The 23229-nt window shown below is 71.7% G+C and carries 21 protein-coding genes; 7 read left to right on the top strand and 14 right to left on the bottom strand.

Features of this window, described 5'->3' with window-relative positions:
- Nucleotides 1-54: 54 nt before the first annotated feature.
- The 11 genes from AB3X52_RS05285 to gcvT form a co-directional block, all read right to left on the bottom strand.
- A complete protein-coding gene (locus AB3X52_RS05285) occupies nt 55-1860 on the bottom strand; it encodes a helix-turn-helix domain-containing protein (RefSeq protein WP_367992013.1) in 1806 nt (601 codons plus the stop codon).
- Between the two features lie 5 nt (nt 1861-1865).
- Nucleotides 1866-4562 carry a DNA translocase FtsK gene (locus tag AB3X52_RS05280; protein ID WP_367992011.1) on the bottom strand — a complete coding sequence of 899 codons (2697 nt, stop codon included), beginning with the start codon at nt 4560-4562 and terminating at the stop codon, nt 1866-1868.
- A gap of 120 nt (nt 4563-4682) precedes the next feature.
- A complete protein-coding gene (locus AB3X52_RS05275) occupies nt 4683-6368 on the bottom strand; it encodes a ribonuclease J (RefSeq protein ID WP_367992009.1) in 1686 nt (561 codons plus the stop codon).
- 11 nt (nt 6369-6379) lie between these two features.
- Nucleotides 6380-7270 carry a 4-hydroxy-tetrahydrodipicolinate synthase gene (gene dapA, locus AB3X52_RS05270; RefSeq protein WP_367992007.1) on the bottom strand — a complete coding sequence of 297 codons (891 nt, stop codon included), beginning with the start codon at nt 7268-7270 and terminating at the stop codon, nt 6380-6382.
- A gap of 30 nt (nt 7271-7300) precedes the next feature.
- Nucleotides 7301-8242 (bottom strand): LLM class F420-dependent oxidoreductase, encoded by a 942-nt coding sequence (locus tag AB3X52_RS05265; protein ID WP_367992005.1) that lies wholly within the window; start codon nt 8240-8242, stop codon nt 7301-7303.
- A gap of 103 nt (nt 8243-8345) precedes the next feature.
- Nucleotides 8346-9275, bottom strand: coding sequence for an alpha/beta fold hydrolase (locus tag AB3X52_RS05260; RefSeq protein WP_367992003.1), 930 nt, complete (start codon nt 9273-9275; stop codon nt 8346-8348).
- On the bottom strand, nt 9275-9811 hold the full coding sequence (locus AB3X52_RS05255; protein ID WP_367992001.1) for a dihydrofolate reductase: 537 nt from the start codon (nt 9809-9811) through the stop codon (nt 9275-9277). The genes AB3X52_RS05260 and AB3X52_RS05255 overlap by 1 nt, the downstream gene beginning before the upstream one ends.
- Nucleotides 9801-10595, bottom strand: a complete 795-nt coding sequence (locus AB3X52_RS05250; protein ID WP_367991999.1) for a thymidylate synthase — start codon at nt 10593-10595, stop codon at nt 9801-9803. Before AB3X52_RS05250 ends, AB3X52_RS05255 begins: the two co-directional genes overlap by 11 nt.
- A 16-nt stretch (nt 10596-10611) precedes the next feature.
- Nucleotides 10612-11460 (bottom strand): PhzF family phenazine biosynthesis protein, encoded by an 849-nt coding sequence (locus AB3X52_RS05245; RefSeq protein WP_367991997.1) that lies wholly within the window; start codon nt 11458-11460, stop codon nt 10612-10614.
- Between the two features lie 11 nt (nt 11461-11471).
- Nucleotides 11472-11738 (bottom strand): hypothetical protein, encoded by a 267-nt coding sequence (locus AB3X52_RS05240; RefSeq protein WP_367991995.1) that lies wholly within the window; start codon nt 11736-11738, stop codon nt 11472-11474.
- A gap of 3 nt (nt 11739-11741) precedes the next feature.
- On the bottom strand, nt 11742-12887 hold the full coding sequence (gene gcvT, locus AB3X52_RS05235) for a glycine cleavage system aminomethyltransferase GcvT (RefSeq protein WP_367991993.1): 1146 nt from the start codon (nt 12885-12887) through the stop codon (nt 11742-11744).
- 43 nt (nt 12888-12930) lie between these two features.
- Here gcvT and AB3X52_RS05230 point away from each other — a divergent pair, with 43 nt between their 5' ends.
- Nucleotides 12931-14421 carry a leucyl aminopeptidase gene (locus AB3X52_RS05230; protein WP_367991991.1) on the top strand — a complete coding sequence of 497 codons (1491 nt, stop codon included), beginning with the start codon at nt 12931-12933 and terminating at the stop codon, nt 14419-14421.
- 21 nt (nt 14422-14442) lie between these two features.
- Here AB3X52_RS05230 and AB3X52_RS05225 read toward each other — a convergent pair whose 3' ends face one another.
- Nucleotides 14443-14799, bottom strand: a complete 357-nt coding sequence (locus AB3X52_RS05225) for a hypothetical protein (protein WP_367991989.1) — start codon at nt 14797-14799, stop codon at nt 14443-14445.
- 109 nt (nt 14800-14908) lie between these two features.
- On the opposite strand from AB3X52_RS05225, the gene lpdA reads away from it, so the two are divergent.
- Both lpdA and sucB read left to right on the top strand, forming a co-directional pair.
- Complete coding sequence (gene lpdA, locus AB3X52_RS05220; RefSeq protein WP_367991987.1) at nt 14909-16285, top strand: dihydrolipoyl dehydrogenase; 1377 nt, start codon at nt 14909-14911, stop codon at nt 16283-16285.
- 48 nt (nt 16286-16333) lie between these two features.
- A complete protein-coding gene (sucB, locus tag AB3X52_RS05215) occupies nt 16334-18169 on the top strand; it encodes a 2-oxoglutarate dehydrogenase, E2 component, dihydrolipoamide succinyltransferase (protein ID WP_367991985.1) in 1836 nt (611 codons plus the stop codon).
- A 72-nt stretch (nt 18170-18241) separates the two neighbouring features.
- Here the strand turns inward: sucB and AB3X52_RS05210 are convergent, their stop codons facing one another.
- Complete coding sequence (locus tag AB3X52_RS05210) at nt 18242-18736, bottom strand: hypothetical protein (RefSeq protein ID WP_367991983.1); 495 nt, start codon at nt 18734-18736, stop codon at nt 18242-18244.
- A gap of 477 nt (nt 18737-19213) precedes the next feature.
- Nucleotides 19214-20116: a LysR family transcriptional regulator gene (locus tag AB3X52_RS05200; RefSeq protein WP_367991981.1), complete on the bottom strand. Its 903-nt coding sequence runs from the start codon at nt 20114-20116 to the stop codon at nt 19214-19216.
- 94 nt (nt 20117-20210) lie between these two features.
- On the opposite strand from AB3X52_RS05200, the gene AB3X52_RS05195 reads away from it, so the two are divergent.
- The 4 genes from AB3X52_RS05195 (at nt 20211) to lipB (ending at nt 23219) form a co-directional block, all read left to right on the top strand.
- Nucleotides 20211-20915, top strand: coding sequence for a Sua5/YciO/YrdC/YwlC family protein (locus AB3X52_RS05195; protein WP_367991980.1), 705 nt, complete (start codon nt 20211-20213; stop codon nt 20913-20915).
- A 195-nt stretch (nt 20916-21110) separates the two neighbouring features.
- Nucleotides 21111-21602 (top strand): hypothetical protein, encoded by a 492-nt coding sequence (locus tag AB3X52_RS05190; protein ID WP_367991978.1) that lies wholly within the window; start codon nt 21111-21113, stop codon nt 21600-21602.
- Between the two features lie 19 nt (nt 21603-21621).
- Nucleotides 21622-22305 (top strand): DUF2306 domain-containing protein, encoded by a 684-nt coding sequence (locus tag AB3X52_RS05185; RefSeq protein WP_367991976.1) that lies wholly within the window; start codon nt 21622-21624, stop codon nt 22303-22305.
- 179 nt (nt 22306-22484) lie between these two features.
- Entirely contained in the window at nt 22485-23219 is a 735-nt protein-coding gene (gene lipB, locus AB3X52_RS05180) for a lipoyl(octanoyl) transferase LipB (RefSeq protein ID WP_367991974.1), read from the top strand.
- Nucleotides 23220-23229 lie beyond the last annotated feature (10 nt).

The following is a 23229-nucleotide window of genomic DNA, read 5'->3' as shown; positions in this document are numbered from 1 at the left end:
CGCGCGTCGGCGTCCAGGTGCACCGACGCGCGCGGCCACTGGCCGGTGCGCGGGTCAGTTGACCGTGTAGGTCTTCTGCGCGGGCTCCCCGGTCTTGCCGAGCGCCTTCGTCGGCCCGCCCGCGACGGAGACGCGCAAGGAGCCGTCGGAGGTCTGGACCCGCAGCGGCGGGGACGCCTTCAGCGTCCGGCTCTCGCTGAACGCCAGGTCGCCGGTGAAGACGACCTGCCCGTTCGCGTCGCGTACGACGACGTGCGCACCGCCTCCGACGGCGGTGAGCGTCACCGGAACGGGGGCCGCGGTCTTGCCGTACGGGTTCCGCGTGCCGGCCGAGCCGCTGTCCAGGCTGATCGCGTTGCTCTGCGGGTGGTGGGAGCCGTCCATCACGAGCCGCGCGACCGACCACACCAGCACGACGGCCATCACCGCGGCGACCAGCACCGACCAGTTGGGACCGCCGCGCATCCGGCGCAGTGTGCTGGTCGGGCCCGACGCCAGCTCGGCCTCGAACACCGTGCGCGGGTCGACCGGGCCGTCGGCGTACCGCTCGTCGTACGACGCCAGCAGGGGCGCCACGTCGACACCGAGCACCCGGGCGAGGGTGCGCAGGTGGCCGCGGGCGTAGAAGTCGCCGCCGCACGGGCCGAAGTCGTCGACCTCGATCGACTCGATCACGTGGGGCCGGATGCGGGTGCGCTCGGCCAGGGTCTCGACCGAGAGGCCGAGGCGGGTGCGCGCGGCCGCCAGCTCCGGCCCGATGACCGGATCGGGCACGCTCTCGGCCTCGAGGTCGTCGAACTCCAAGGGCGGCACCGGCTCGCCCGGCTTCGCGATCGGCGTGACGCCCTCCGGGAGGACGGCGATCAGCTCCGTCGCCTCGGCCGCGTCGCCGTCGGTCTCACGCTCGGAGGGGTCCAGGCGGAGCGCGTTCGCCCCGTGCAGCGCCGGCTGCTCCTCGGGTTGCCAGCGCAGGTCCGTCCGGACCGCCACCGTCGGCTCGCGCAGCGGGCTCGGCGTCGGGCTGGCCGCCACCGGGCGCTCGACCTGCGGGACGGTGCTCTGACGCGCCGGCTGCGTGGTCGCGTCCGGCGTCGGACCGGCGGCGTCCGCCTCGGCGCGCGCCACGACGGCGTACGGCTGGGTCGGGAGCGGCGTCTCGTCCTCGACGAGCGGGGACTCCCCCGGTTCGGCGTCCGGGCCATGCGGCTCGGCAGCGGCCTCGGCGTCCGTGTCGGGCTCCGTGTCGGGCTCCGTGGCGAGCTCGGCGGCCGCGAGCGTCGGGTCGATCTCGACCACCGGCACCGACTCGCCCGCCAGCTCGGCGACCGCACCGGTCAGGTCTCCCCGCGCACCCAGCACGCGCGTGCCGATCCCGAGCGGGACCGCGAACGGGACGCCGTACAACCGCTGAGTGAGCCGCGCATGCCGCTGAGCGCGGCTCGGGAGCTCAGCGACCGCCTCTTCCTCGTCCGTCAGGAGTACGGCGAGCCGGCCGTCACGCCACGACTGCCACCACGGGCGCGGACGCGGGAGGTGTTCGACCTCCTCGACGCCCGACCACGGGATGCCACGCCACGCGCGCCCGAACCGGATCCGAACGCCCTGCTCGTCGAGCAGCATGAGCGGCGTTCGGCCGTCGTACGCGGTCCAGGCGTGGAAGCCGGCGATCACGAGCATGACGACGCCGACGACGAGACCCGCCGCGCCCCCGCGCAGCCAGAACGCCACGGCGGTGAGCAGGGCCGCCACCGCGACCGCGGTGGCGAGCCGGGTGTTGCGACGCACCTCGACGGTGTCGATCTCGCCCTCGACCCGGCGGTCGAGCGCGCTCTCCGTCCGCGGGTCCGTCCCGCTGTCCATGCCGGTCACATCTCCCCCTGGAGTGTCGCGATGACGCTGTCGAGCTCGTCGGGCTTGACGAGCACGTCGCGGGCCTTGGAGCCCTCGGAGGGACCGACGATGCCTCGACTCTCCATGATGTCCATGAGGCGGCCGGCCTTGGCGAACCCGACGCGGAGCTTGCGCTGCAGCATCGAGGTCGAGCCGAACTGCGTGGTGACGACCTGCTCGATCGCCTGGATGACCAGGTCGAGGTCGTCGCCGATGTCGTCGTCGAGCTGCTTCTTCGACGCCGCAGGCGCCGTGACGTCCTCGCGGTACGACGGCTCCAACTGCCCCTTGCAGGCAGTGACGACCTGGTGGATCTCGGCCTCCGAGACCCACGAGCCCTGGACACGGATCGGCTTCGAGGAGCCCATCGGCAGGAACAGCCCGTCACCCTGGCCGACCAGCTTCTCCGCACCCGGCTGGTCGAGGATGACGCGCGAGTCGCCCAGCGAGGAGGTCGCGAACGCGAGCCGCGACGGCACGTTGGCCTTGATCAGACCGGTGACGACGTCGACCGACGGCCGCTGCGTCGCCAGCACGAGGTGGATGCCGGCCGCACGCGCCAGCTGGGTGATGCGGACGACCGAGTCCTCGACGTCGCGCGGCGCCACCATCATCAGGTCGGCGAGCTCGTCGACGATCACCAGCAGGTAGGGGTACGGCGAGAGCTCCCGCTCGCTGCCCGCCGGCAGCTCGACCTTGCCCGCACGTACGGCCTTGTTGAAGTCGTCGATGTGACGGAAGCCGAAGTTGGCCAGGTCGTCGTACCTCATGTCCATCTCGCGCACGACCCAGGCGAGGGCCTCGGCGGCCTTCTTCGGGTTCGTGATGATCGGCGTGATGAGGTGCGGGACGCCCTCGTAGGCGTTCAGCTCCACCCGCTTGGGGTCGACCATGATCATGCGGACCTCGTCGGGCGTGGCCCGCATGAGGATCGAGGTGATCAGCGAGTTGATGAACGACGACTTGCCGGAGCCGGTCGCACCCGCGACCAGCAGGTGCGGCATCTTCGCCATGTTGGCGACGACGAAGCCGCCCTCGACGTCCTTGCCGAGCCCGGCGACCATCGGGTGGTGGTCGCTGCGGGCGGTGTTGGACCGCAGCACGTCCCCGAGGGAGACGATCTCCTTGTCGGTGTTCGGGATCTCCACACCCACCGCGGACTTGCCGGGAATGGGGCTGAGGATCCGGACATCGGCGGAGGCCACCGCATAGGCGATGTTCTTCTGGATGTTGGTGATCTTCTCGACCTTGACGCCGGGGCCCAGCTCGACCTCGTAGCGCGTGACCGTCGGGCCACGGGTGTAGCCCGTGACCTGGGCGTCGATGTTGAACTCCTCGAGCACCTGGGTGAGCCGGCTGACGACGTCGTCGCTCGCCTTCGAGCGCGCCTTGTGGGGCGAGCCCGGCTTGAGCACGTCGCTGGCCGGCAGCGTGTAGGTGACGTCGCCGGCGAGCATGAGCTGCTCGACACGCGGTGGCAGCTCGCTGTGCGGCGGCGGCTCGAGCTCGGCCTTCTCCTCCTTGGCGGGTACCCCGGCCGCCGGCCGCGCGAGCCGCGGCTTGGTGTCCTCGGACTGACTCGCCGCGGCGGGTGCGGGGGCGTCGGCGAGATCCGCCGGGTCGAGCGGGCCGGTCTGCTCGCCGGTCATGTCGAGGGCGACGTCGAGCGCGTCCTTCTTCTTGCGACGCTTCTTCACCTCGCGGTCCTCGAGCACCGGGGTGTCGTAGGCCGGCGCGCCGAGCTCGCCGGTGTCGTCGTCGGCGAAGAGCTTGGTGCTGCGACGGCGGCGGATCGGCGAGGTGTCGTCGTGCTCGTCGTCCTCCTCGTCGTCGTGCTCGCGGCCCAGCGCCCGGTCGCGGATCTCCGCCAGCCGGGTCGGCACCTGGTAGAGCGGTGTGCCGGTGATGACCAGCACCCCGAAGAAGGAGAGCAGCAGGAGCAGCGCGACGACGACCGCGTTGCTGCGCAGGAGGTCGAGGAGCAGGCTGGCGACGACGTACCCCACGGCCCCACCGGCGCTCTGCAGCGGCTCGGAGTTGCCGTCGACCGGCTGCGGATTGCCGTTGGCGATCTGCACGATGCCGAGGACGCCCATGGCGAAGGCGGTCCACCCGATGACCTGCCGGCCGACCGGTCCGTTGTTGACGGGGTCGCGCATGATCCGGGCGCCGGTGAAGACCAGCGCGAGGGGCACGAGCCAGCCGACCTTGCCGACGACCCCGCTCACGATCGTCCGGACGACGTCGAAGAACTGACCGCCGAGCTGGAACCACACGCCGGCGGCGCTGACGACGGCCAGGGCGACGATGAAGAGGCCCACGCCGTCACGGCGGTGCTCGGGGTCGAGGTCACGGGCGCCATGCCCGATGGCGCGAGCCACCGAGCCGACGCCGTGCGCGATCCCCATCCAGACCGTCGCGACCGCGCGCAGCAGGGCTTCGAAGAGCCGCGCGAGTGGGCCGGGCCCGTTGCGTACGGCGCGCGGCGGCTGCCGTCGAGCCGTGCTCTTGCCGCGACTGCTGCCCCCTCGCGAGGGCGCGGCCTTGGCGCGGGCACGGGTCGTGGCCGTCGCTCGCTTGGTCGTGGACGTACTCCGGGGGCGGGTGCTCGAGGATCCTGAGGACGTGCTCGTGCTCCGCGACCCCGGCGGGGAAGACGTACGGGTCGCCATGCGACCACCCTATTTGATCGTCACACCAGTCACAGGGACCACAGTGGTGCGTGTCGTCACGCGGCGGACGGGGGCCTCGACAGCCGGCGCCCCGGCCGTCGAGACTCCGCCGGCTCGGCGTCAGGCCTCGATGACGACGGGGATGATCATGGGGCGGCGACGGTGGGTGTCGGAGACCCAGCGGCCGAAGGTACGACGGGCGGCCTGCTGCAGCTGGTAGGTGTCGGTCGCCCCCTCGCTGACCGCCCGGTTGACCGCGTCGACGATGGGCTGCTTGATCTCGTCGAAGGCGTCCTCGGCCCAGGCGTTGCCGCGAGCGTGGATCTCGGGCCCGGAGGAGACCTTCCCGGAGACGGAGTCGACGACCACGATGATCGAGACGAAGCCCTCGTCGCCGAGGATGCGGCGGTCCTTGAGCTCGCTCTCGGTGATGTCGCCGACCGAGGTTCCGTCGACGAAGACGTAGCCGCACTCGACCTTGCCGGCCACCTTCGCGACACCGTCGACGAGGTCGACGACGACGCCGTCCTCGGCGATCACGACGTTGTCGATCCCGACCGCTCGGGCGAGGTCGCCGTTGGCCAGCAGGTGGCGGATCTCCCCGTGGACCGGCATGACGTTGCGCGGGCGGACGATGTTGTAGCAGTAGAGCAGCTCGCCCGCCGAGGCGTGCCCGGAGACGTGGACGAGCGCGTTGCCCTTGTGGACGACGTGGGCGCCCAGCCGGGCGAGGCCGTTGATGACGCGGTAGACGGCGTTCTCGTTGCCGGGGATGAGCGACGAGGCGAGCAGGACCGTGTCGCCGGGCGCGATCTGGACGAAGTTGTGGGTGCCGTTGGCGATCCGCGAGAGTGCCGACATCGGCTCACCCTGCGACCCGGTGGAGACCAGGACCTGCTTCTCGGGCGGCAGGTCGGCGAGCTCCTTGGCGTCGACGATCACGCCCTCGGGGACGTGGAGGTAGCCGAGCTCGGAGGCGATCTGCATGTTGCGGACCATCGACCGGCCGACGTAGCCGACCTTGCGGCCGTGCTTCACCGCCGAGTCGAGGATCTGCTGGACCCGGTGGACGTGGGACGCGAAGCAGGCCACGATGATCCGCTGCTCGGACTCGCGGAAGACCTGCTCGATCGCCGGGGTGATCTTCTTCTCCGCCGTCGTGAAGCCCGGCACCTCGGCGTTCGTCGAGTCGGTGAGGAAGAGGTCCACGCCCTCCTCACCGAGTCTGGCGAAGGACCGCAGGTCCGTGATCCGTCCGTCCAGCGGCAGCTGGTCCATCTTGAAGTCGCCGGTGTGGAGCACCATGCCGGCCGGCGTACGGATGGCGACGGCGAGCGCGTCCGGGATCGAGTGGTTGACCGCGACGAACTCGAGGTCGAACGGGCCGAAGGCGATCCGGTCGCCCTCCTTGACGACGTGCTGGACCGTCTCGCGCAGGCGGTGCTCGCGGAGCTTGGACCCCATCAGCGCCAGGGTGAGCTTGGAGCCGACGAGCGGGATGTCGCGGCGTTCGCGCAGGAGGTACGGCGCCGCGCCGATGTGGTCCTCGTGGCCGTGCGTCAGCACGAGCGCCTCGATGGCGTCGAGGCGGTCCCGGATCGGCCCGAAGTCGGGCAGGATCAGGTCGACGCCGGGCTGCTGGTCCTCGGGGAAGAGCACACCGCAGTCGACGACGAGGAGCCGGCCGGCGTACTCGAAGACGGTCATGTTGCGGCCGACCTCGCCGAGACCGCCGAGCGGGGTCACCCGCAGGCCGCCCTCGGCGAGCTCGCCGGGGGCGGAGAGCTCGGGGTGGGGATGGGACATGGAGGTCCTGTCTAGATCAGGCCGGCGGCCTCCAGGCCCGCTCGGAGCGCCCCGACCTCCACGTCGTCCAGCGCCACCAGCGGGGAGCGGACCGTGCGGTTGTCGAGGACGCCGACGAGCTCGAGAGCCGCCTTGGCAGTGGTCGCTCCGTAGTTGGGGACGCCCATGATGGCGTCGATCGCGGGGAGCATCCGCGCATACGTCTGGCGGGCGGCGACCACGTCGCCGCCGGTGAACTGGTCGTGCATGGCCCGCAGCAGGTCGCCCGCGACATGGCCGGCGACCGAGACGAAGCCGCTCGCGCCGTGGGCGAGCCAGGCGAGGTTGAGCGCGTCGTCGCCGGAGTAGACGGCATAGCCGAGGTCGAGCAGGCGTACGCCGCGCGCGAGGTCGCCCGCGGCCTCCTTCACGGCGACGACGGTGTCGAAGCCGATCGCCTCGCGGTAGACGTCCCAGCCGATCGCCGACCCGGTGCGGCCCGGGACGTCGTAGAGCATCACGGGGACGTCGGTCGCCGACGTGACCTGGCGGAAGTGCTCGAGGATTCCGCGCTGGCCGGGCTTGCTGTAGTAGGGCGTGACGAGCAGGAGACCGTCGACACCGACCTTCTCGGCCTGCCGGGCGAGGTCGAGCGTCGTGCGGGTGTCGTTGGTGCCGACACCCGCGACGACCTTCGCGCGGCCGCCGACGGCGTCCTTCACCGCGGCCAGGGTCTCGGCGTCCTCGGCGACGGTCGTCGTCGCCGACTCCCCCGTCGTGCCCGAGACGACGACACCGTCGTGACCGTGGTCGACGAGGTGCTTCGCAACCTTCTGCACCGCCTCCAGATCGACCGATCCGTCCTCCTTGAAGGGCGTGACCATGGCGGTCAGGACGGTGCCGAACGGGGTCGCGAGCGTCATGGTCCCAGCCTATCGCCCTGCAGCGGCCGCTCAGACCGCAGGCATGACCTCGCTGGCCACCAGCCGGAGATGGTCGAGGTCGCCGAGGTCGAGCACCTGCAGGTAGAGCCGGCTCGCGCCCGCCGCCTCGAAGCGCTTGATCTTGGCGATCACCTCGTCCGGCGTGCCGGCGAGACCGTTCTCACGCAGCTCGGCCTTCTCGCGCCCGATCGCCGCGGCACGACGCTCGACCTCGGCCTCGTCGGCACCGAGGCAGAGGACCTGGGCCGCCGAGTAGGTCATCGAGCCGGCGGAGCGTCCGGCCTTCTCCACCGCGGCCTCGACCCGGCGGAACTGGGCGGCCGTGTCGTCGACGGACGCGAACGGCACGTTGAACTCGTCGGCGTACGTCGCCGCGAGGTACGGCGTGCGCTTCTTGCCGTGACCGCCGATGACGACGGGGACGCCACCGCGGTGGCCGCCGCGCTGGACCGGCTTCGGCAGGCCCGGGCTGTCGGCGACCCGGTAGTGCGCGCCGTCGAAGTCGAAGGTCGCTCCCGCGGCCGTCGCCCAGAGGCCGGTGATGATCTCCAGCTGCTCCTCCAGCCGGTCGAACCGCTCCTTCGTCGAGGGGAACGGGATCGCGTAGGCGTCATGCTCCGCCTCGAACCAGCCGGCGCCGAGGCCGAGGTCGACCCGGCCGCCCGACATCTGGTCCACGCCGGCGACGGTGACCGCGAGCGGCCCCGGATAGCGGAACGTCGCGCTCGTCACCAGCGTGCCGAGCCGGATCGTGCTCGTGTCGCGGGCCAGGCCGGCCAGCGTCGTCCAGGCGTCGCTGGGCCCCGGCTGACCGCTGACGTCGCCCATCTTGAGGTAGTGATCGGAACGGAAGAACGCCCCGAAGCCCAGCTCCTCAGCGGTCGTCGCGACCGCCAGCAGGTCGTCGTAGGAGGCCCCCTGCTGGGGCTCGGTGAAGATGCGCAGCTCCATGTCTGGTGAGACTAGCGAGCGCGCCGAGCGCACGGTCACCGCCCCTTCGCCCGGCGGAAGCCCCGCCCCGAGGCACGGCTCGGGACCACGCCGACGAGGGCCCTCAGGCGGCCAGGTGGTCCCGGATGATCGCGGCGACCGCGTCGGCGCCCTCGGGGGTCATGATCACGGTGTAGTGGTTGAACTGCTCGAGCCGGCGGTGCGGCACGGTCAGCGGCAGCGCAGCGAGCAGCTCGGGCACCCGCTCGGCACGGTAGAGACCCGGCGGCTCGGCCTGCAGCCCGAGCGGCACGGTGATGAAGCAGGTGGGCTGTGCCAGCGCGGCCACCGCGGCCGGCACCACCTCGCCCGTCAGCAGGTCGACGTTGTCACCGGCGGCGACGTCGTACGACGCGGCCGGGCGCAGCTCGGGCGCCTCGCCCACCAGGTCATAGGCGAAGTAGCCGGCGAGGTAGTCCGACCACGCGACGTCGAGGAACGCCGGGTGCCGGCGCCAGAAGTCGAAGTAGTCCTCGACCGAGGCGAACCGCATGGCGAGCCGCGCCGCGGTCGGGCCGAGCACGACCTTGATGACCTCCTCGACCGGAACACCGGGCGGCAGCTCGAAGGGCAGCCCACCGTCGACGAGCACCAGCCGCGAGACCCGCTCGGGGTGGCGGTGGGCGAGCACGACCGCGACGAACCCGCCCATGGAGTGGCCGACGACCGTCGCCCGCGCGACGCCCAGCGCGTCCAGCACCGCCGCCATGTCGTCGGCGTGGCGCGCCATGCCGACCTCGCCGGTGACCTCGTTGCTGCGACCGCGACCACGCAGGTCGGGCGCCACCAGGCGTACGCCGGGGAGCCGGTCGGCCACGAGGTCCCACGCGTGGTGGGACGCGGTGATGCCGTGGATCAGCAGGACCGTCGGCGCGTCGGGGTCGGCGACGTCGCGGACGGCGACGGTGAGCTGGCCACCCGGGACGGGGACCTGCACGACCCGGTCGGGTCCAATCTTCCCGTCGGGTGCTGCCTGCGTCGGCTCGGTGGTCATCAGCGGTCCTTTCGCCTCAGGAAGACCCGGTCGTAGAGCTCATGCCGCTCCCGGCGGGTCTCCTGCCAGCCCTCCGGGTCGAAAGGTGGATATCGCACATCGCCCGCCGGCGCCAGGCGCACCCGGGTGAGCACCTGCTCGTCGGCGTACGCGAGGATCGCCTCGTAGACCTGGGCGCCACCGACCACCATGAGGTCGCCGGCGGTGCCGGCGGCGAGGCTGAGCGCGGAGTCGAGGTCGTTCGCCACGAGCACGAGGGGGCCGTCGTCCGGTCCGTCGCCGTAGTGCCACGACGGGTCCCGGGTCAGGACGATGGTGGTGCGCCCCGGGAGCGGTCGGCCGATCGAGTCGAACGTCGTCCGACCCATCAGCAGGGTGTGGCCCATCGTCAGCGCCTTGAACTCCGCCTGCTCCCCCGGGATCCGCCACGGGATGTCGGGACCGTCGCCGATGACACCGTTCTCGGCCACGGCGGCGACCAGGATGATCCTCTTGCCGAGGGCGGCGAGCTGCTCGGCGGGCGCCTCAGACAGCAATGGGGGCCTTGATCGCCGGGTGCGGGTCATAGCCCTCGAGGCCGATGTCGCCGAGGTCGAACGCGTCGATCTCCCGCACCTCGGGGTTGAGTAGCAGCGTCGGCAGCGCCCGCGGCTCGCGGGTCAGCTGGAGACGGGCCTGGTCGAGGTGGTTGAGATAGAGGTGCGCGTCGCCGAGGGTGTGGACGAAGTCACCGGGCTCGAGGTCGCAGACCTGGGCGACCATGTGGGTCAGCAGGGCGTAGGACGCGATGTTGAACGGCACACCGAGGAAGACGTCGCCCGAGCGCTGATAGAGCTGGCAGGACAGCTTGCCGTCCGCGACATAGAACTGGAACAGGCTGTGGCACGGTGCCAGCGCCATCTCCGGGATGTCCACCGGGTTCCAGGCCGTGACGATGTGACGCCTGCTGTCGGGATCGGCACGGATCTGCTCGATCACCTGCTGGAGCTGGTCGATGTGACGCCCGTCGGGCGACGGCCAGGAGCGCCACTGCGCGCCGTAGACCGGTCCGAGGTCACCGTTCTCGTCAGCCCACTCGTCCCAGATCGTGATGCCGCGCTCCTGCAGCCAGCGCACGTTGGTGTCGCCGCGCAGGAACCACAGCAGCTCGCCGAAGACGGAACGGGTGTGGATCTTCTTGGTCGTCACGAGGGGGAAGCCCGCGGAGAGGTCGAACCGCATCTGGTGGCCGAAGACCGACAGCGTCCCCGTGCCGGTGCGGTCGCCCTTCTCCACGCCCTCGTCGAGGATCCGCTGGAGGAGGTCGAAGTACTGGCGCACGTGGTGAGCCTAGTTGTCAGAGCGCGACGGTGCCGAGGACGGTCGTGCGTGTCTCGCCGCCGACCCAGATCGTGCCGTCGTCGGCGGTCTCGACGTGGACGCGCCCCCGTCGGCCCAGCGCGGTCCCCTGGGAGGCGACGTACGACGCCGGCAGGACGTCACCCGCCAGCCACTGCGCGATCCCGGCGTTCAGCGAGCCGGTCACGGGGTCCTCGTCGACGCCGAGCCCGCCGACGAAGGCGCGCACCTCGATCGCCCCGTCGACCAGCGGGTCGCCCTCGGGGTAGACCCCGACGACACCGACCGCGAGATCGCCCAGCGCCACCGGGTCGGGCACCACCGCGAGCACGGCGGCCGCGTCGTGGAGCATGACCCCGACCCAGCCCGGGCCGTTGTCGACCCACTGCGCCGCCACGATCTCCTCACGAGGGATCCGGAGCCCGGCGGCGATCCGGGCCAGATCCTCCTCCGCGACCGGCCCGGAGCGGAGCAGGTCGGGCGCCGCGAAGGCGAGCCGGCCGTGCGCCCGCCGCAGCCGGACCAGGCCGACCCCGCACTCCTGCACGACCTCGCCGCCGGCGGCATGGCCCGTTCCGCCGGCCTCGAGCCAGGCGTGGGCGCTGCCGAGCGTCGGATGCCCGGCGAACGGGAGCTCGGCGCTCGGGGTGAAGATCCGCAGCCGGTAGTCGGCGCCCGGCTCGGTCGGCGCGAGCAGGAACGTCGTCTCCGAGAGGTTGGTCCACCGCGCGAACGCGGCCATCTGCTCCTCGCTCAGGTCGTCGGCGTCGTGCACCACGGCCACGGGGTTGCCGAGCAGCGGCTCGGCACTGAAGACGTCGACCTGACGGAACGCGTGCTCGCTCACCCGTCCGGCCCTCAGGCGCTGAGGGACATCGGGCCGTAGACCCGCCGGTCGTGCTCGTGGAGCACGACCGCCTCGACGCCCTCGGCGGCGAGATCGGCCCAGGTCTCACCGATCCACGACTCGGCGTCGCCCTGGTTGGCGAAGCGCTGGCCGGCGTACTCCTCCGACACGGTGCCCTCGGGGACCTCGTTGCCGTCGGCGTCGACCAGCTGCCACCACCACGGCCGTTCGGCGGGGTTGGGCTGGCGGAAGGTCGGCGGGGGCTCGGGCAGGTTCACGGTTCAGGACTCCCGGACGTGTGAGGGGACGAAGGGCGGCTTGGTCAGCTGGAAGATCTCGCGTCGGCCGCGGACGTCGATGCCGATCTCGGCCTCGGGATTGACCATCGCCTGCACGAGGACGAGGCCGACACCCTTCTTCAAGGTCGGGCTGAAGGTGCCGGAGGTGACCTCGCCGACCGGCACGTCGGCCGTCAGCGACGCCGTCATGTGGGGCCGCGGGATGCCGCGGCCGGTGGCGACGATGCCCCGCAGGGCCCGCTTCGGGCCGGTCTCCTTCTCCGCGAGCAGCGCGTCACGCCCCCAGAAGGCGGGCTTCCTCCAGCCCACGGCCCAGCCGAGGCCGGCCTCGTTGGGCGTGACGTCGAGCGAGATGTCCTGGCCGTGCAGCGGGTAGCCCATCTCGGTCCGCAGGGTGTCGCGCGCGCCCAGGCCGCAGGGCAGGACGGCGTACTGCTCGCCGGCGGCCAGGAGGGCGTCCCAGAGCGGACCCGCCGCTTCGTTGGCGACGACGAGCTCGTAGCCGCGCTCCCCCGTGTAGCCGGTGCGGCAGATGACGACGCCGGCCTCGGTGGATCCGTCGCCGACCTGGTAGGTGGCCTCGACGAAGCTCATGTAGTCGTGGCCCGCCGGCAGCCCGACCTGCGCCAGCAGCTCGTCCGACCTGGGACCCTGGACCGCGATGACCGCGTAGTCACGGTGATGGTCGGTGAGCGTGAGGCCCTCGGGGGCCTTCTCGCGCAGTCGACGGACCACCTCGGCGGTGTTGGCGGCGTTCGGCACGAGCAGGACGTGCTCGTCGTCGCGGTAGTAAACGATCAGGTCGTCGACGATGCCACCGGACTCGTCGCAGCACAGGGTGTACTGCGCCTGACCGGGCGCGATCCGGCCGAGGTCGTTGGTGAAGCAGGCGTTGATGAACGCCGCGGCGCCGGGCCCGGCGATGCGGACCTTGCCGAGGTGGCTGACGTCGAAGACGCCGACGGCGGTGCGGACGGCGGTGTGCTCCTTGACGACACCGGCGTACTCCAGCGGCATCGACCAGCCGCCGAACTCCCCGAACTTCGCCCCGAGCGCCACGTGCCGGTCGTGCAGCGGCGACGCGAGCAGGTCAGTGGCGCCCCGGTCGGGCGCGGTCTCCTCGGCCATGGCGTGAACCTACCGCAGTGGGTGCGTCGATAGACTCCGCGAGGTGACCACGTCGACCCCTCGCTACTCGCTGCGCACCGCCAGCCCCGCCAAGACCCGTGCCGAGGCGGTGGTGGTCGGCGTGACGCAGGGCACGAAGGGTCCCGATCTGGCGAGCGGGGCCGAGGACGTCAAGGACGCGTTCGGCCGCAAGCTGCGCGGCCTGCTCGCGACGCTCGGCGTCACCGGGAAGGCCGGCGAGGTCACCCGTGTTCCCACGGGCGGCGTCCTCTCCTCGCCTCTGCTCGTGCTCGTCGGGCTCGGCAAGGACACCGGCCCCGACGCCGTGCGCCGAGCCGCCGGAGCCGCCGCGCGCGCCGTACCCAACGCCACCTCCGTCGCGCTCGCGCTGCCGGCCGACACGCCGGAGCTCGTCCGGGCCGTGACCGAGGGCCATCTGCTGGGCGGCTACGCGTTCACGACGTACAAGAAGAACGGCGACGACAAGGCGCCCTCCGAGGTGGTCCTGCTCAGCCCCACCGCCCGCCGCGCTGACGTCGTCACCGCCTTCGAGCAGGCCCAGGTCGTCGCCGCCGCGGTCGCGACCACCCGCGACTGGGTCAACACCGCGCCCGGTGACCTCACCCCGCCGCTCTTCGCCGACGCCGTCGCTGCGGCGGCGGACGCGGTCGAGGGCGTCGACGTGACGGTGTACGACGAGCAGCAGCTCGCCGAGATGGGCTGCGGCGGGATCCTCGCGGTCGGCAAGGGCTCGGCCGCCGCGCCCCGGCTGGTGGAGCTCGTCTACGCCCCCGAGGCACCCGTGGCCCACATCGCGCTGGTCGGCAAGGGCATCACCTTCGACTCTGGCGGTCTCACCCTCAAGCCGGGCAGCTCGATGACCACCATGAAGTCCGACATGGCGGGCGCGGCCGCGGTCGTCCAGGCCACGCTCGCGATCGCCCGGCTGGGTCTGCCGATCAAGGTCTCGACGTTCGCGCCGATGGCCGAGAACATGGTCTCGGGGACGTCGCTCAAGCCCGGCGACGTGGTCGTCCACTACGGCGGCATCACCACCGAGGCCCAGAACATGGACGCCGAGGGACGCCTGGTTCTCGCCGACGCCCTGGTGCGCGCCACCGAGGCCGCGCCGGACGCGATCATCGACGTCGCGACGCTCACCGGCGCGATGGTCGTGGCGCTCGGCGACAAGGTCACCGGTGTCATGGGGAGCGACGGTGTGGTGGACCAGGTCCTCGCGGCCGGCGCGGCAGCCGGCGAGGAGTCCTGGCACATGCCGATCCCCGAGGCCATGGAGGAACGGGTCAAGTCCTCCAAGATCGCCGATCTGGCCCAGGTCGACTGGATCCGCTGGGGCAGCGGGCTCTACGCCGCGGCCTTCCTGCGCGAGTTCACGGCCGGGCTCCCCTGGGCCCACCTCGACATCGCCGGGCCGTCCTTCAACTCCGGCGGCCCCTACGGCCACATCACCGCCGGCGGCACCGGCACCGCCGTCGCCACCCTGGTCGACTACGCCCGCGCCCTCGCCGAGTAGTCACCCGTTCCCGCCGCGGCGTCACAGGCCCTGTGCACGGCGACGGTTGTAGTCGCGCATGCGCTGCGGGATCCCGACCACGGCCGCGTCGTACGACGGCACGCCGTGCCCGTTGCAGAAGGCGTGGGCCCACGCCGCCGACGGCACGCGCCGGCGGGTCCACTCGCCGTCGTGCGCGACCAGCAGCAGCGTGATCTCGCTGACTGCGGTGCGGGGCTCGACGAAGCCCTCCACGCCGCGCCGGGACCCGAGGAACTGCTCGAGGTGCGCCGCGTCAGCCGCGTCGGCGGCGCGGACCCGCGTCGAGCCCGTGCGCGCGGCGTCGCGGAGAGGGCCGCTCGTGCGCGGTCGACGCCGGAGCCGGTCCCAGAGAGCCATGAGGGACAGTGTGCCCGCTCGGTACCGCGTTGTGACGGGATTCGCGCTACTCACTGGTAGCCGAGTCCGGGTGGCGGAGCAACGGGTGGAGGGTGACAAGATGGGCCGCGTGACCGACGCCTTCGACGTGCTCGTGCTCGGAGCCGGCTCGGGCGGATACGCCTGCGCCCTCCGCGCCGCCCAACTGGGCCTCACCGTGGGTCTGGTCGAGAAGAGTCGTCTCGGCGGGACCTGCCTCCATGTGGGCTGTATCCCGACCAAGGCCCTGCTGCACGCGGGCGAGGTCGCGGACGCCGCCCGCGACGCGGCACGCTTCGGTGTCCGGGCCAGCCTCGACGGCATCGACATGGTCGGCGTCAACACCTACAAGGACGGCGTCGTCTCCCGGCTCTTCAAGGGGCTCACCGGCCTGGTCGCCTCGCGCGGCATCACCGTCATCGAGGGCACCGGCACGCTTGTCGGTCCGCGTCGGGTGCAGGTCGGCGACACGACGTACGAAGGCCACAGCCTGGTCCTCGCCACCGGCTCCTTCGCGCGGTCGCTGCCCGGCCTCGAGGTCGACGGCGAGCGGGTCCTCACCTCCGAGCACGCGCTCGCGCTCGACCATGTGCCGTCGTCCGTGGTCGTCCTCGGCGGCGGCGTCATCGGCTGCGAGTTCGCGAGCGTGTGGCGCAGCTTCGGCGCCGACGTCACCATCGTCGAGGCCCTTCCCCGCCTCCTCGCCGCCGAGGACGAGGCGTCCTCGAAGGCCCTCGAGCGCGCCTTCCGCAAGCGCGGCATCCGCTTCATGACCGGGACCCCGTTCCAGGGCGTCACGCACACCGACGCCGGCGTCGCGGTCACCGTCGAGGGCGGCGAGGTGCTCGAGGCCGAGCTGCTCCTGGTCGCGGTCGGCCGCGGGCCGGCCACCGAAGGTCTCGGCTTCGAGGAGCAGGGCGTGGTGATGGAGCGCGGGCTCGTCACCGTCGATGAGCGCCTGCGCACCGGCGTCGAGGGCGTGTACGCCGTCGGCGACATCACCCCGGGGCTGCAACTCGCCCACCGCGGGTTCGCCCAGGGCATCTTCGTCGCCGAGGAGATCGCCGGGCTCGACCCGGCCCCGATCGACGAGTCGAGCATCCCCCGCGTCACCTACTCCCACCCCGAGGTCGCCTCCGTGGGGCTGACCGAGGCAGCGGCGCGCGCGACGTACGGCGACGACGGCGTCGAGACCGTGACCTACGATCTCGGCGGCAATGGCAAGAGCCAGATCCTGCAGACCCAGGGCTTCGTCAAGCTCGTACGACGCGCCGACGGCCCCGTCCTGGGTCTCCACCTCGTCGGCGACCGCGTCGGCGAGCTGGTCGGCGAGGCGCAGGTCGTCTATGGGTGGGAGGCCTTCCCGGACGACGTGGCCCCACTGGTCCACGCCCACCCGACCCAGAGCGAGGCGTTGGGCGAGGCCTTTCTCGCTCTGGCAGGCAAGCCGCTGCACGCACATCAGTGATCAACCGATACAACTAGAGACACACGAAGACGCAAGCGAAGGAAGCCCATGGCCACCGAAGTAACTCTCCCGGCACTCGGCGAGTCCGTCACCGAAGGCACCGTCACCCGTTGGCTGAAGAACGTCGGTGACACCATCGCCGTCGACGAGCCGCTGCTGGAGGTCTCGACCGACAAGGTCGACACCGAGATCCCTTCGCCCGTCGAGGGCGTCCTGCTCGAGATCCGGGCCAACGAGGACGACACCGTCGAGGTCGGCGGTGTCCTCGCCGTCGTCGGCGCCGCCGACGAGGCCGGCTCGGCTCCGGCCGAGGCCGCACCGGCCCCTGCTGCGGAGGACGCCCAGTCCGCCCCGGCCGAGTCGGGCGCCTCCGACGGCCCGGCCCAGGCCGAGACGCAGCCCCAGCCCGCGGCCGCCGAGCCGGCTCCGGCCGCCGAGAGCGCCCCTGCTGCTCCGGCCGCTGCGGATGCGCCCGCCGCCGGCGGTGACGCCACTCCCGTGACGCTCCCCGCGCTCGGCGAGTCGGTCACCGAGGGCACGGTCACCCGCTGGCTGAAGCAGGTCGGTGACACCGTCGCCGTCGACGAGCCCCTCCTCGAGGTCTCCACCGACAAGGTCGACACCGAGATCCCGTCTCCCGTCGCCGGCACGCTCCTCGAGATCAAGGTCGCCGAGGACGAGACCGTCGAGGTCGGCGCCGAGCTGGCGCTGGTCGGCACCCCCGGCGCTGCGTCCGCCGCTGCGTCGCAGCCCGCTGCTCCGGCCGAGCCCGCCCCGGCTGCTGCCGAGTCCACGCCTGCTCCGGCCCCTGCTGCTCCGGCCCCCGCCGCTCCGGCCCCCGCCGCTCCGGCCCCCGCCGCTCCGGCCGCTCCGGCCCCTGCTGCTCCGGCCCCCGCAGCTCCGGCCGCTCCGGCCCCTGCCGCACCTGCTGCCGAGGCCTCTCCGGCGATCCAGGCCGGTGGCTACGTCACGCCGCTGGTGCGCAAGCTCGCCGCTCAGCACAACGTCGACCTCTCGACCGTCGAGGGCACCGGCGTCGGCGGACGCGTCCGCAAGGAGGACGTCCTCAACGCCGCGGCGGCGGCCAAGGCCCCCGCGGCACCGGCCGCCGAGGCTCCGGCCACCCCGGCGGCGTCCGCGCCTGCTGCGGCGGCCCCGTCGGCTCCGTCGCCGCTGCGCGGCACCACGGAGAAGGTCTCCCGCCTGCGGAAGGTGATCGCCGAGCGGATGACCGAGTCGCTGCACACCTCCGCCCAGCTGACCCAGGTCATGGAGGTCGACGTCACCCGCATCGCGCGTCTCCGCGAGGCGAAGAAGGCCGAGTTCCAGGCTCGCGAGGGCGTGAAGCTGACTTACCTGCCGTTCTTCGCCAAGGCGGCGATCGACGCGCTCAAGGTCCACCCCAAGCTCAACGCCAACCTCAACACCGACGCCGGCGAGGTGACCTACTACGACCGCGAGAACATCGCGTTCGCCGTGGACACCGAGCGTGGCCTGCTCACTCCGGTCGTCAAGGACGCCGGCGACCTGTCGATCAGCGGCCTTGCCAAGAAGATCGCCGACGTCGCCCAGCGCACCCGGACCAACAAGATCACCCCGGACGAGCTCTCCGGTGGCACCTTCACGATCACCAACCTGGGCAGCTTCGGGGCGCTCTTCGACACCCCGATCATCAACCAGCCCCAGGTCGCCATCCTCGGCCCCGGCGCCGTGGTGAAGCGCCCGGTCGTGATCGACGACCCGCAGCTCGGCGAGACGATCGCGGTGCGCCACATGGTCTACCTCGCGCTGACCTACGACCACCGCCTGGTCGACGGCGCCGACGCCGGCCGCTTCCTCCAGGACGTCAAGAAGCGCCTGGAGGCCGGTCAGTTCGACGTCTGACCGACGAATCGGCACAGATGGTCGGCCGAGTCGGCGTACGTGTACGCCGACTCGGCCCCATTTCGGGCCCTCTCAGGCGGCGGTCGTCTCCTGGACAAGCCAGTCGCCGTCGTACCACGCCAAGTCGACGACGTACGTCGACCGCTGGTCCCGCGGGAGCATCTCCCCCACGCCCGGCCGGCTGGCGCGCACCGCCTCCGCCGCGACCACCCGGTCGGTGACCCGCAGCCGCAGCCGACGCGAGGTCCGCTCGAGGACCTCCACGGAGAGCAGCTGCGTCGCCAGGCCGCGCACCCGGAGCCCGCGGGCACGCCACGCCGCCAGCATGCGTACGTCGGCCTCGGCCGTCCGCGATCCCGGCGTGTAGAGCGCGCGGAGGTCGGCGACGGAGCCCGAGGCCCACGCGCGGGAACGGCGGGCGTCCCACGCCCGCAGGACAGATGCGGCGCCGACCTCGGCGCGCAGCGGTGCAGGCGCGGGCGTCGGCGGCGACGCGCGCCCGCCGCACCCCGCAGGCAGCAGCGTCATCAGGATCGTGAGGCCGAGGATGGCGAGACGTCGTCGCATGTCCCCGTCCTACCCAGGATCGTCACGCCCGTTCCGCGTTATCCACAGGCAGCGACCTGGCGCGATTCGCGGGTGCAGACACGACATGCCCTGCTCCTGGCCGGCGGCGCAGGTGTCCTCGCGAGCGCATCGCGACCATCGGCGACCCGTCCACCGCGAACCTCGGCGCCGCGGCCGAGCAGACCGCCTATCGACTTCTTCAGGAGGCATTGACGGGCCGAATGGTGCTGGCAAGACGACGACGGTCGAGTGCCTCGGCGGACTGCGACCCCAGGACGGAGGCAGCGTCCGGGTGGCCGGGATGGATCCTGCCGACGAGGGTGTCGCGTTCCGAGTGGCACCTCCACCACCCCCTCGAGTGTGCTCCGCACGGCGCGCTCATGCCTCCGACGCCACGGGGTGGTTGATGCCGCTCCTCGATTCCACGACGGCCGAATCGAGGCGGATGCGAAGCGCCGCCGTGCCGCCCGGTCGGGTTCAATTGATCCAATGGTGACCGGCAGCGTGGGCCATCGCGACGCGCTCGAAATGTGCCGACGTTGCCGACTGATCAGTGGCGGGCAGGGCCAGGGCCACCGGGATCGTCACAGACTCACATAACGGGATCCACTTCAGGTCCGACGCGAGGCGGCCGGTGGCGGAGCGGCCGACCACGGCGACAGCCCTACCGGCGGCGACGAGGCGTTGGCTGAGATCGAAGGCGATGTCGCGCTCGACGATGGTGGGCTGCAAGTCTCGCGACGCGAAGAGGCTCTGGATGAAGTCGTAATGCGTCGGATTGGCCGCGCGCGGGTGAAGCACCACCGGGTGCTCGGCGACGGCGCGCAGCTCGACGCTCGCCGCACCCGCGAGCGGATGGTCGGCGGCGACGAGCACCCCCGCCACGTCGTTACGGAGCCGTTCGAGTCGCACACCCTCGAGCGGCGCGGCTGCCCTGGCCAGTCCCACGTCGGCGTCACCATCGCGAACCGCGAGCAACACCTGGGGCGTCGGCAGCACAGCGGTCGTCACGCTGATCCCGGGATGCGCGACGCGCATGGCCTCGATCAGGTCGGGCGCCGTCTCATGGCCGGCGCTGAGGCTGTAGGCGAGCCTGACGGTACCCGCGGTGCCCCGGCCCGCTTCCCGCGCGGCCGACCACGCGCGTTCCATTCCCGCCAGGGCTCGCGGACCACGGGCAAGGAGAACTTCACCCGCTTCGGTCAGGGAGACCGATCGGGTGCTCCGCTGCAGGAGCGCCACCCCCAGTTGGGCCTCGAGTTGGCGGATCTGGGCACTGAGCGACGGCTGGGCGATGTGCAGGCGCTCGGCGGCGCGGGTGAAGTTCAGCTCCTCGGCCACGGCGAGGAAGTAGCGCAACATTCGGACGTCGGGATCCACCTGGACACGCTACGCCCGATCAAGAGGCGCAACCTCTGAATTGATCGGGGTTCGGTCTTTCCCTTCTGGATCGACCGCTCCCTAGGTTTGAGCCGTGCAGGACGGGCCGACGGCATACCCAGATGAGCTCCCCGGTGTGGCGCGCGCCTGCGACATGTTGGCGGCCGGACAGGCCCTCGTCGTGCCCAACCCACCGCCGATGACGTACGGCGTGGTCGCGACACAGGCCTGGGAGGTCAACGCCGTCAAGGGCCGGCCCGTCGACCAGAACGTCGCCGTGTCGCTGCATGATCCGTCGGAGTGGGCAGCAGTGGTGCCGAGTCTCGATCTACCTTCGCGCGCCCTCGACGGTGTCGTTTCGTTGTTGGGCCAGCGACTCAGCCTCCTTCTGCCGGTGCGCGCGGACAGGCCGCCCCCGAGGTGGGTCGCCCCCGCGGTCCGCGCCGGACAGTTGGCCGCGTTCGATGGCCGATGGTCGCCGACAGCGGCCATCTGGGATCGCTTTCCCCGGCTGTTCGGCAGCAGTGCCAACCACACGGGTTGGCCCCCGGCCGCCACGGCGCAGGAGGCTCGGATCGCGCTGGGGCACGAGTGCGAGGTGATCGACGGAGGCCCTTTCGACCTCGAGTCGTCGTCTCGCCGGGCCAGCACCCTCGTGGGGGTGGGCCGCGACGGCCGACTGAGGCTGCATCGCAGGGGCGCCCAGGACCAATCCTGGTCGAGCCCGGGCGGCTACCTAGCCCACCTTGCCGCGGTCGCCGGGATGAGCGTCGCCGAGTCGCCAGAAGACCCAGGATGACCGATGTCTGCCTATCTGGTTGCTAGCAGGACGACGAGGTCGCCGGCGGAAGAGAGCCGGGGATGCGCCTCCCGCGGCCTGCCGCTCAGCTCCCGCGACGGTTCCGTGCGGAGGTGCCGATGCAAAACAAGCAAGCCCCGGGGGGGTGAAGAGATGCGGAGTCTCGTGATGCGTGCAGCCAGCTGGGCGGTGCCTGTGGCACTTCTGCTCTACGCCGGCTGTCGGTGGCTCGACGGCCGCGACGGCTCCCACAGCCCGGGGCTCTGGTGGAACCTCGGACACGCGGCCTTTCTGATCACCTGGCTCTCGTTCGCAGTACTTACGGTCCTGATGACCCGTCAGCTGCGCGGAGGACTAGCCCTTTATCCGGCAGTCGCAGTCGCCTCCCTGGTCGGCATTGCCGCCTTCGTCTGGGTGACGGTGACCGACATCTTCCAGAGCCTGCCCGAATTGCCGGATCCACTGCGCAACGTCGGACCTCTCCTGTTCCTCATCGGCTTCTGCGTGCTGCTCGGCGGCACCGCTCGACAGCAGCGCATCAATCCATGGCTGCTGTTCCCGGCCCTCACCCTCGCGGCCATCGCCGCAGTGGCGGCCAGTCTGGCCCTACTTCCGCTGACTGCTCTGCTGTTCCTGGCAGCTCTCGCTCCATGCAGGTCGAAAGCGGCACCCCTCGCGGTGAAGTGACCCGGAATGGTCCTCCGATATGCCGGCGCAGCCATGCGGTGGGGATGCAGAGTCGCGGTTGCCGTCGTACTCACCTTCGTCGTGCGCCGGGTCCTGGTGGACTTTCCCGCGTTCGGTTCACCGCTGTCGTCGACGGTCGAGGACATGGCGTACGCGCACCACAGGCTCCTCGCCTATTTGCACATCGCGCCGGCGACGATCTATCTGGCCGGTGGTGCGCTGCAGCTCAACGGCGGGATTCCGGCGACACCATCTGCACGTGCACCGATGGTTGGGGCGGGCCGTGCTCACCTGCGGCCTGGTCTGTGGCGTCTTCGCCATCGTCTTCGGACTGCTGTGGCCGACGGGCGGTGCCTCGGAGGCCACCACCACCGTGGTCTTCGGCGTGTGGTTCGAGGTCTGCCTACTGAACGCGTTCCGCTCCGTGCGCGGGGGACGGACGACACGCCACCGGCGCTGGATGGTCCGCGCCTACGCCGTGGGGAGCGCGGTCGGAACCATTCGGCTCATCGCCCTTGCGCTCCTGCCGTTGGGCTTCGGACCTGCCTTCGCCATCGCCTTCCCGACCGCCTTCATGCTGCATGCCGCCGCCGCTGAACTCTGGCTGAACCAGCCCCTCGTGCCTCGCGCCCGACTCGATCACACAGTTGAGCTGCGCGAGCGGCGTAACGCTCCACTTCGTCGCGGCGAAGACCAAGCATGAGTACGAGCAAGTCTGTTGTCCACCGGCCGCCCGCCGGCCGCCATCGCGTACCGGGCCGGCTACGCCGACCAGTCCCACCTTCACCGCCAGATCACGACCTTAACCCAGGCAACGCCGACCGCCCTCGGCGGCCGGGTGGCGCCCGCTCAGCTCCGTTTCCTCGGGAGTACCCTCGACGCGTGAACGAGGCAGAGCTGCGGTTCGAGGAGATCGGCACCATCGACTACCTGGACGCGTGGGAGCTCCAGAAGCAGGTGCACCAGCGGGTCGTCGACCGCGAGCAGGAGGACACCGTCCTGCTCCTCGAACACCCACCGACCTACACCGCCGGCAAGCGCACCGACGACCACGAGCGCCCGGCCGACTCCGGCGGCGCCCCGGTCATCGACGTGGACCGCGGCGGCAAGATCACCTTCCACGGCCCCGGCCAGCTCGTCGCCTACCCGATCGTGCGGCTGCCCGAGAAGGTCAAGGTCGTGGACTTCGTCCGTCGCCTCGAGGAGGCGATGATCGCGACCTGCGCCGACTTCGGCGTCGCCGCGTCGCGCGTGCCGGGCCGCAGCGGCACCTGGCTCGGCGAGGACGAGCGCGGTCCGGAGCGCAAGATCGGCGCCATCGGCCTGCGCGTCAGCCAACACGTCACCATGCACGGGATCGCCTTCAACTGTGACGTCGACCTCGGCTGGTATGACCGCTTCATCCCGTGCGGCATCGCCGACGCGGGCGTCACCACTCTCAGCCGTGAGCTCGGTCGCGACGTTCCGGTCGCCGAGGTCCAGCCCGTCCTGCAGCGTCACCTGGCCGACATGCTGTCGTGGCGCGACTACGAGCCCACGCCGAGCTTCGCGCCCAAACCGGAGCCGGGGCGTACGCCGAAGATCCCGCTGCTCGCGCCCGCCTCTCACGGCGGCTGAGAAGCAGGTC

Origin of the sequence: Nocardioides eburneus (assembly GCF_040838215.1) — a bacterium.
Lineage (GTDB): Bacteria > Actinomycetota > Actinomycetes > Propionibacteriales > Nocardioidaceae > Nocardioides > Nocardioides eburneus.
Note: the sequence above shows the minus strand (reverse complement) of the source record. Positions and strands in the feature narration are given on the sequence as shown.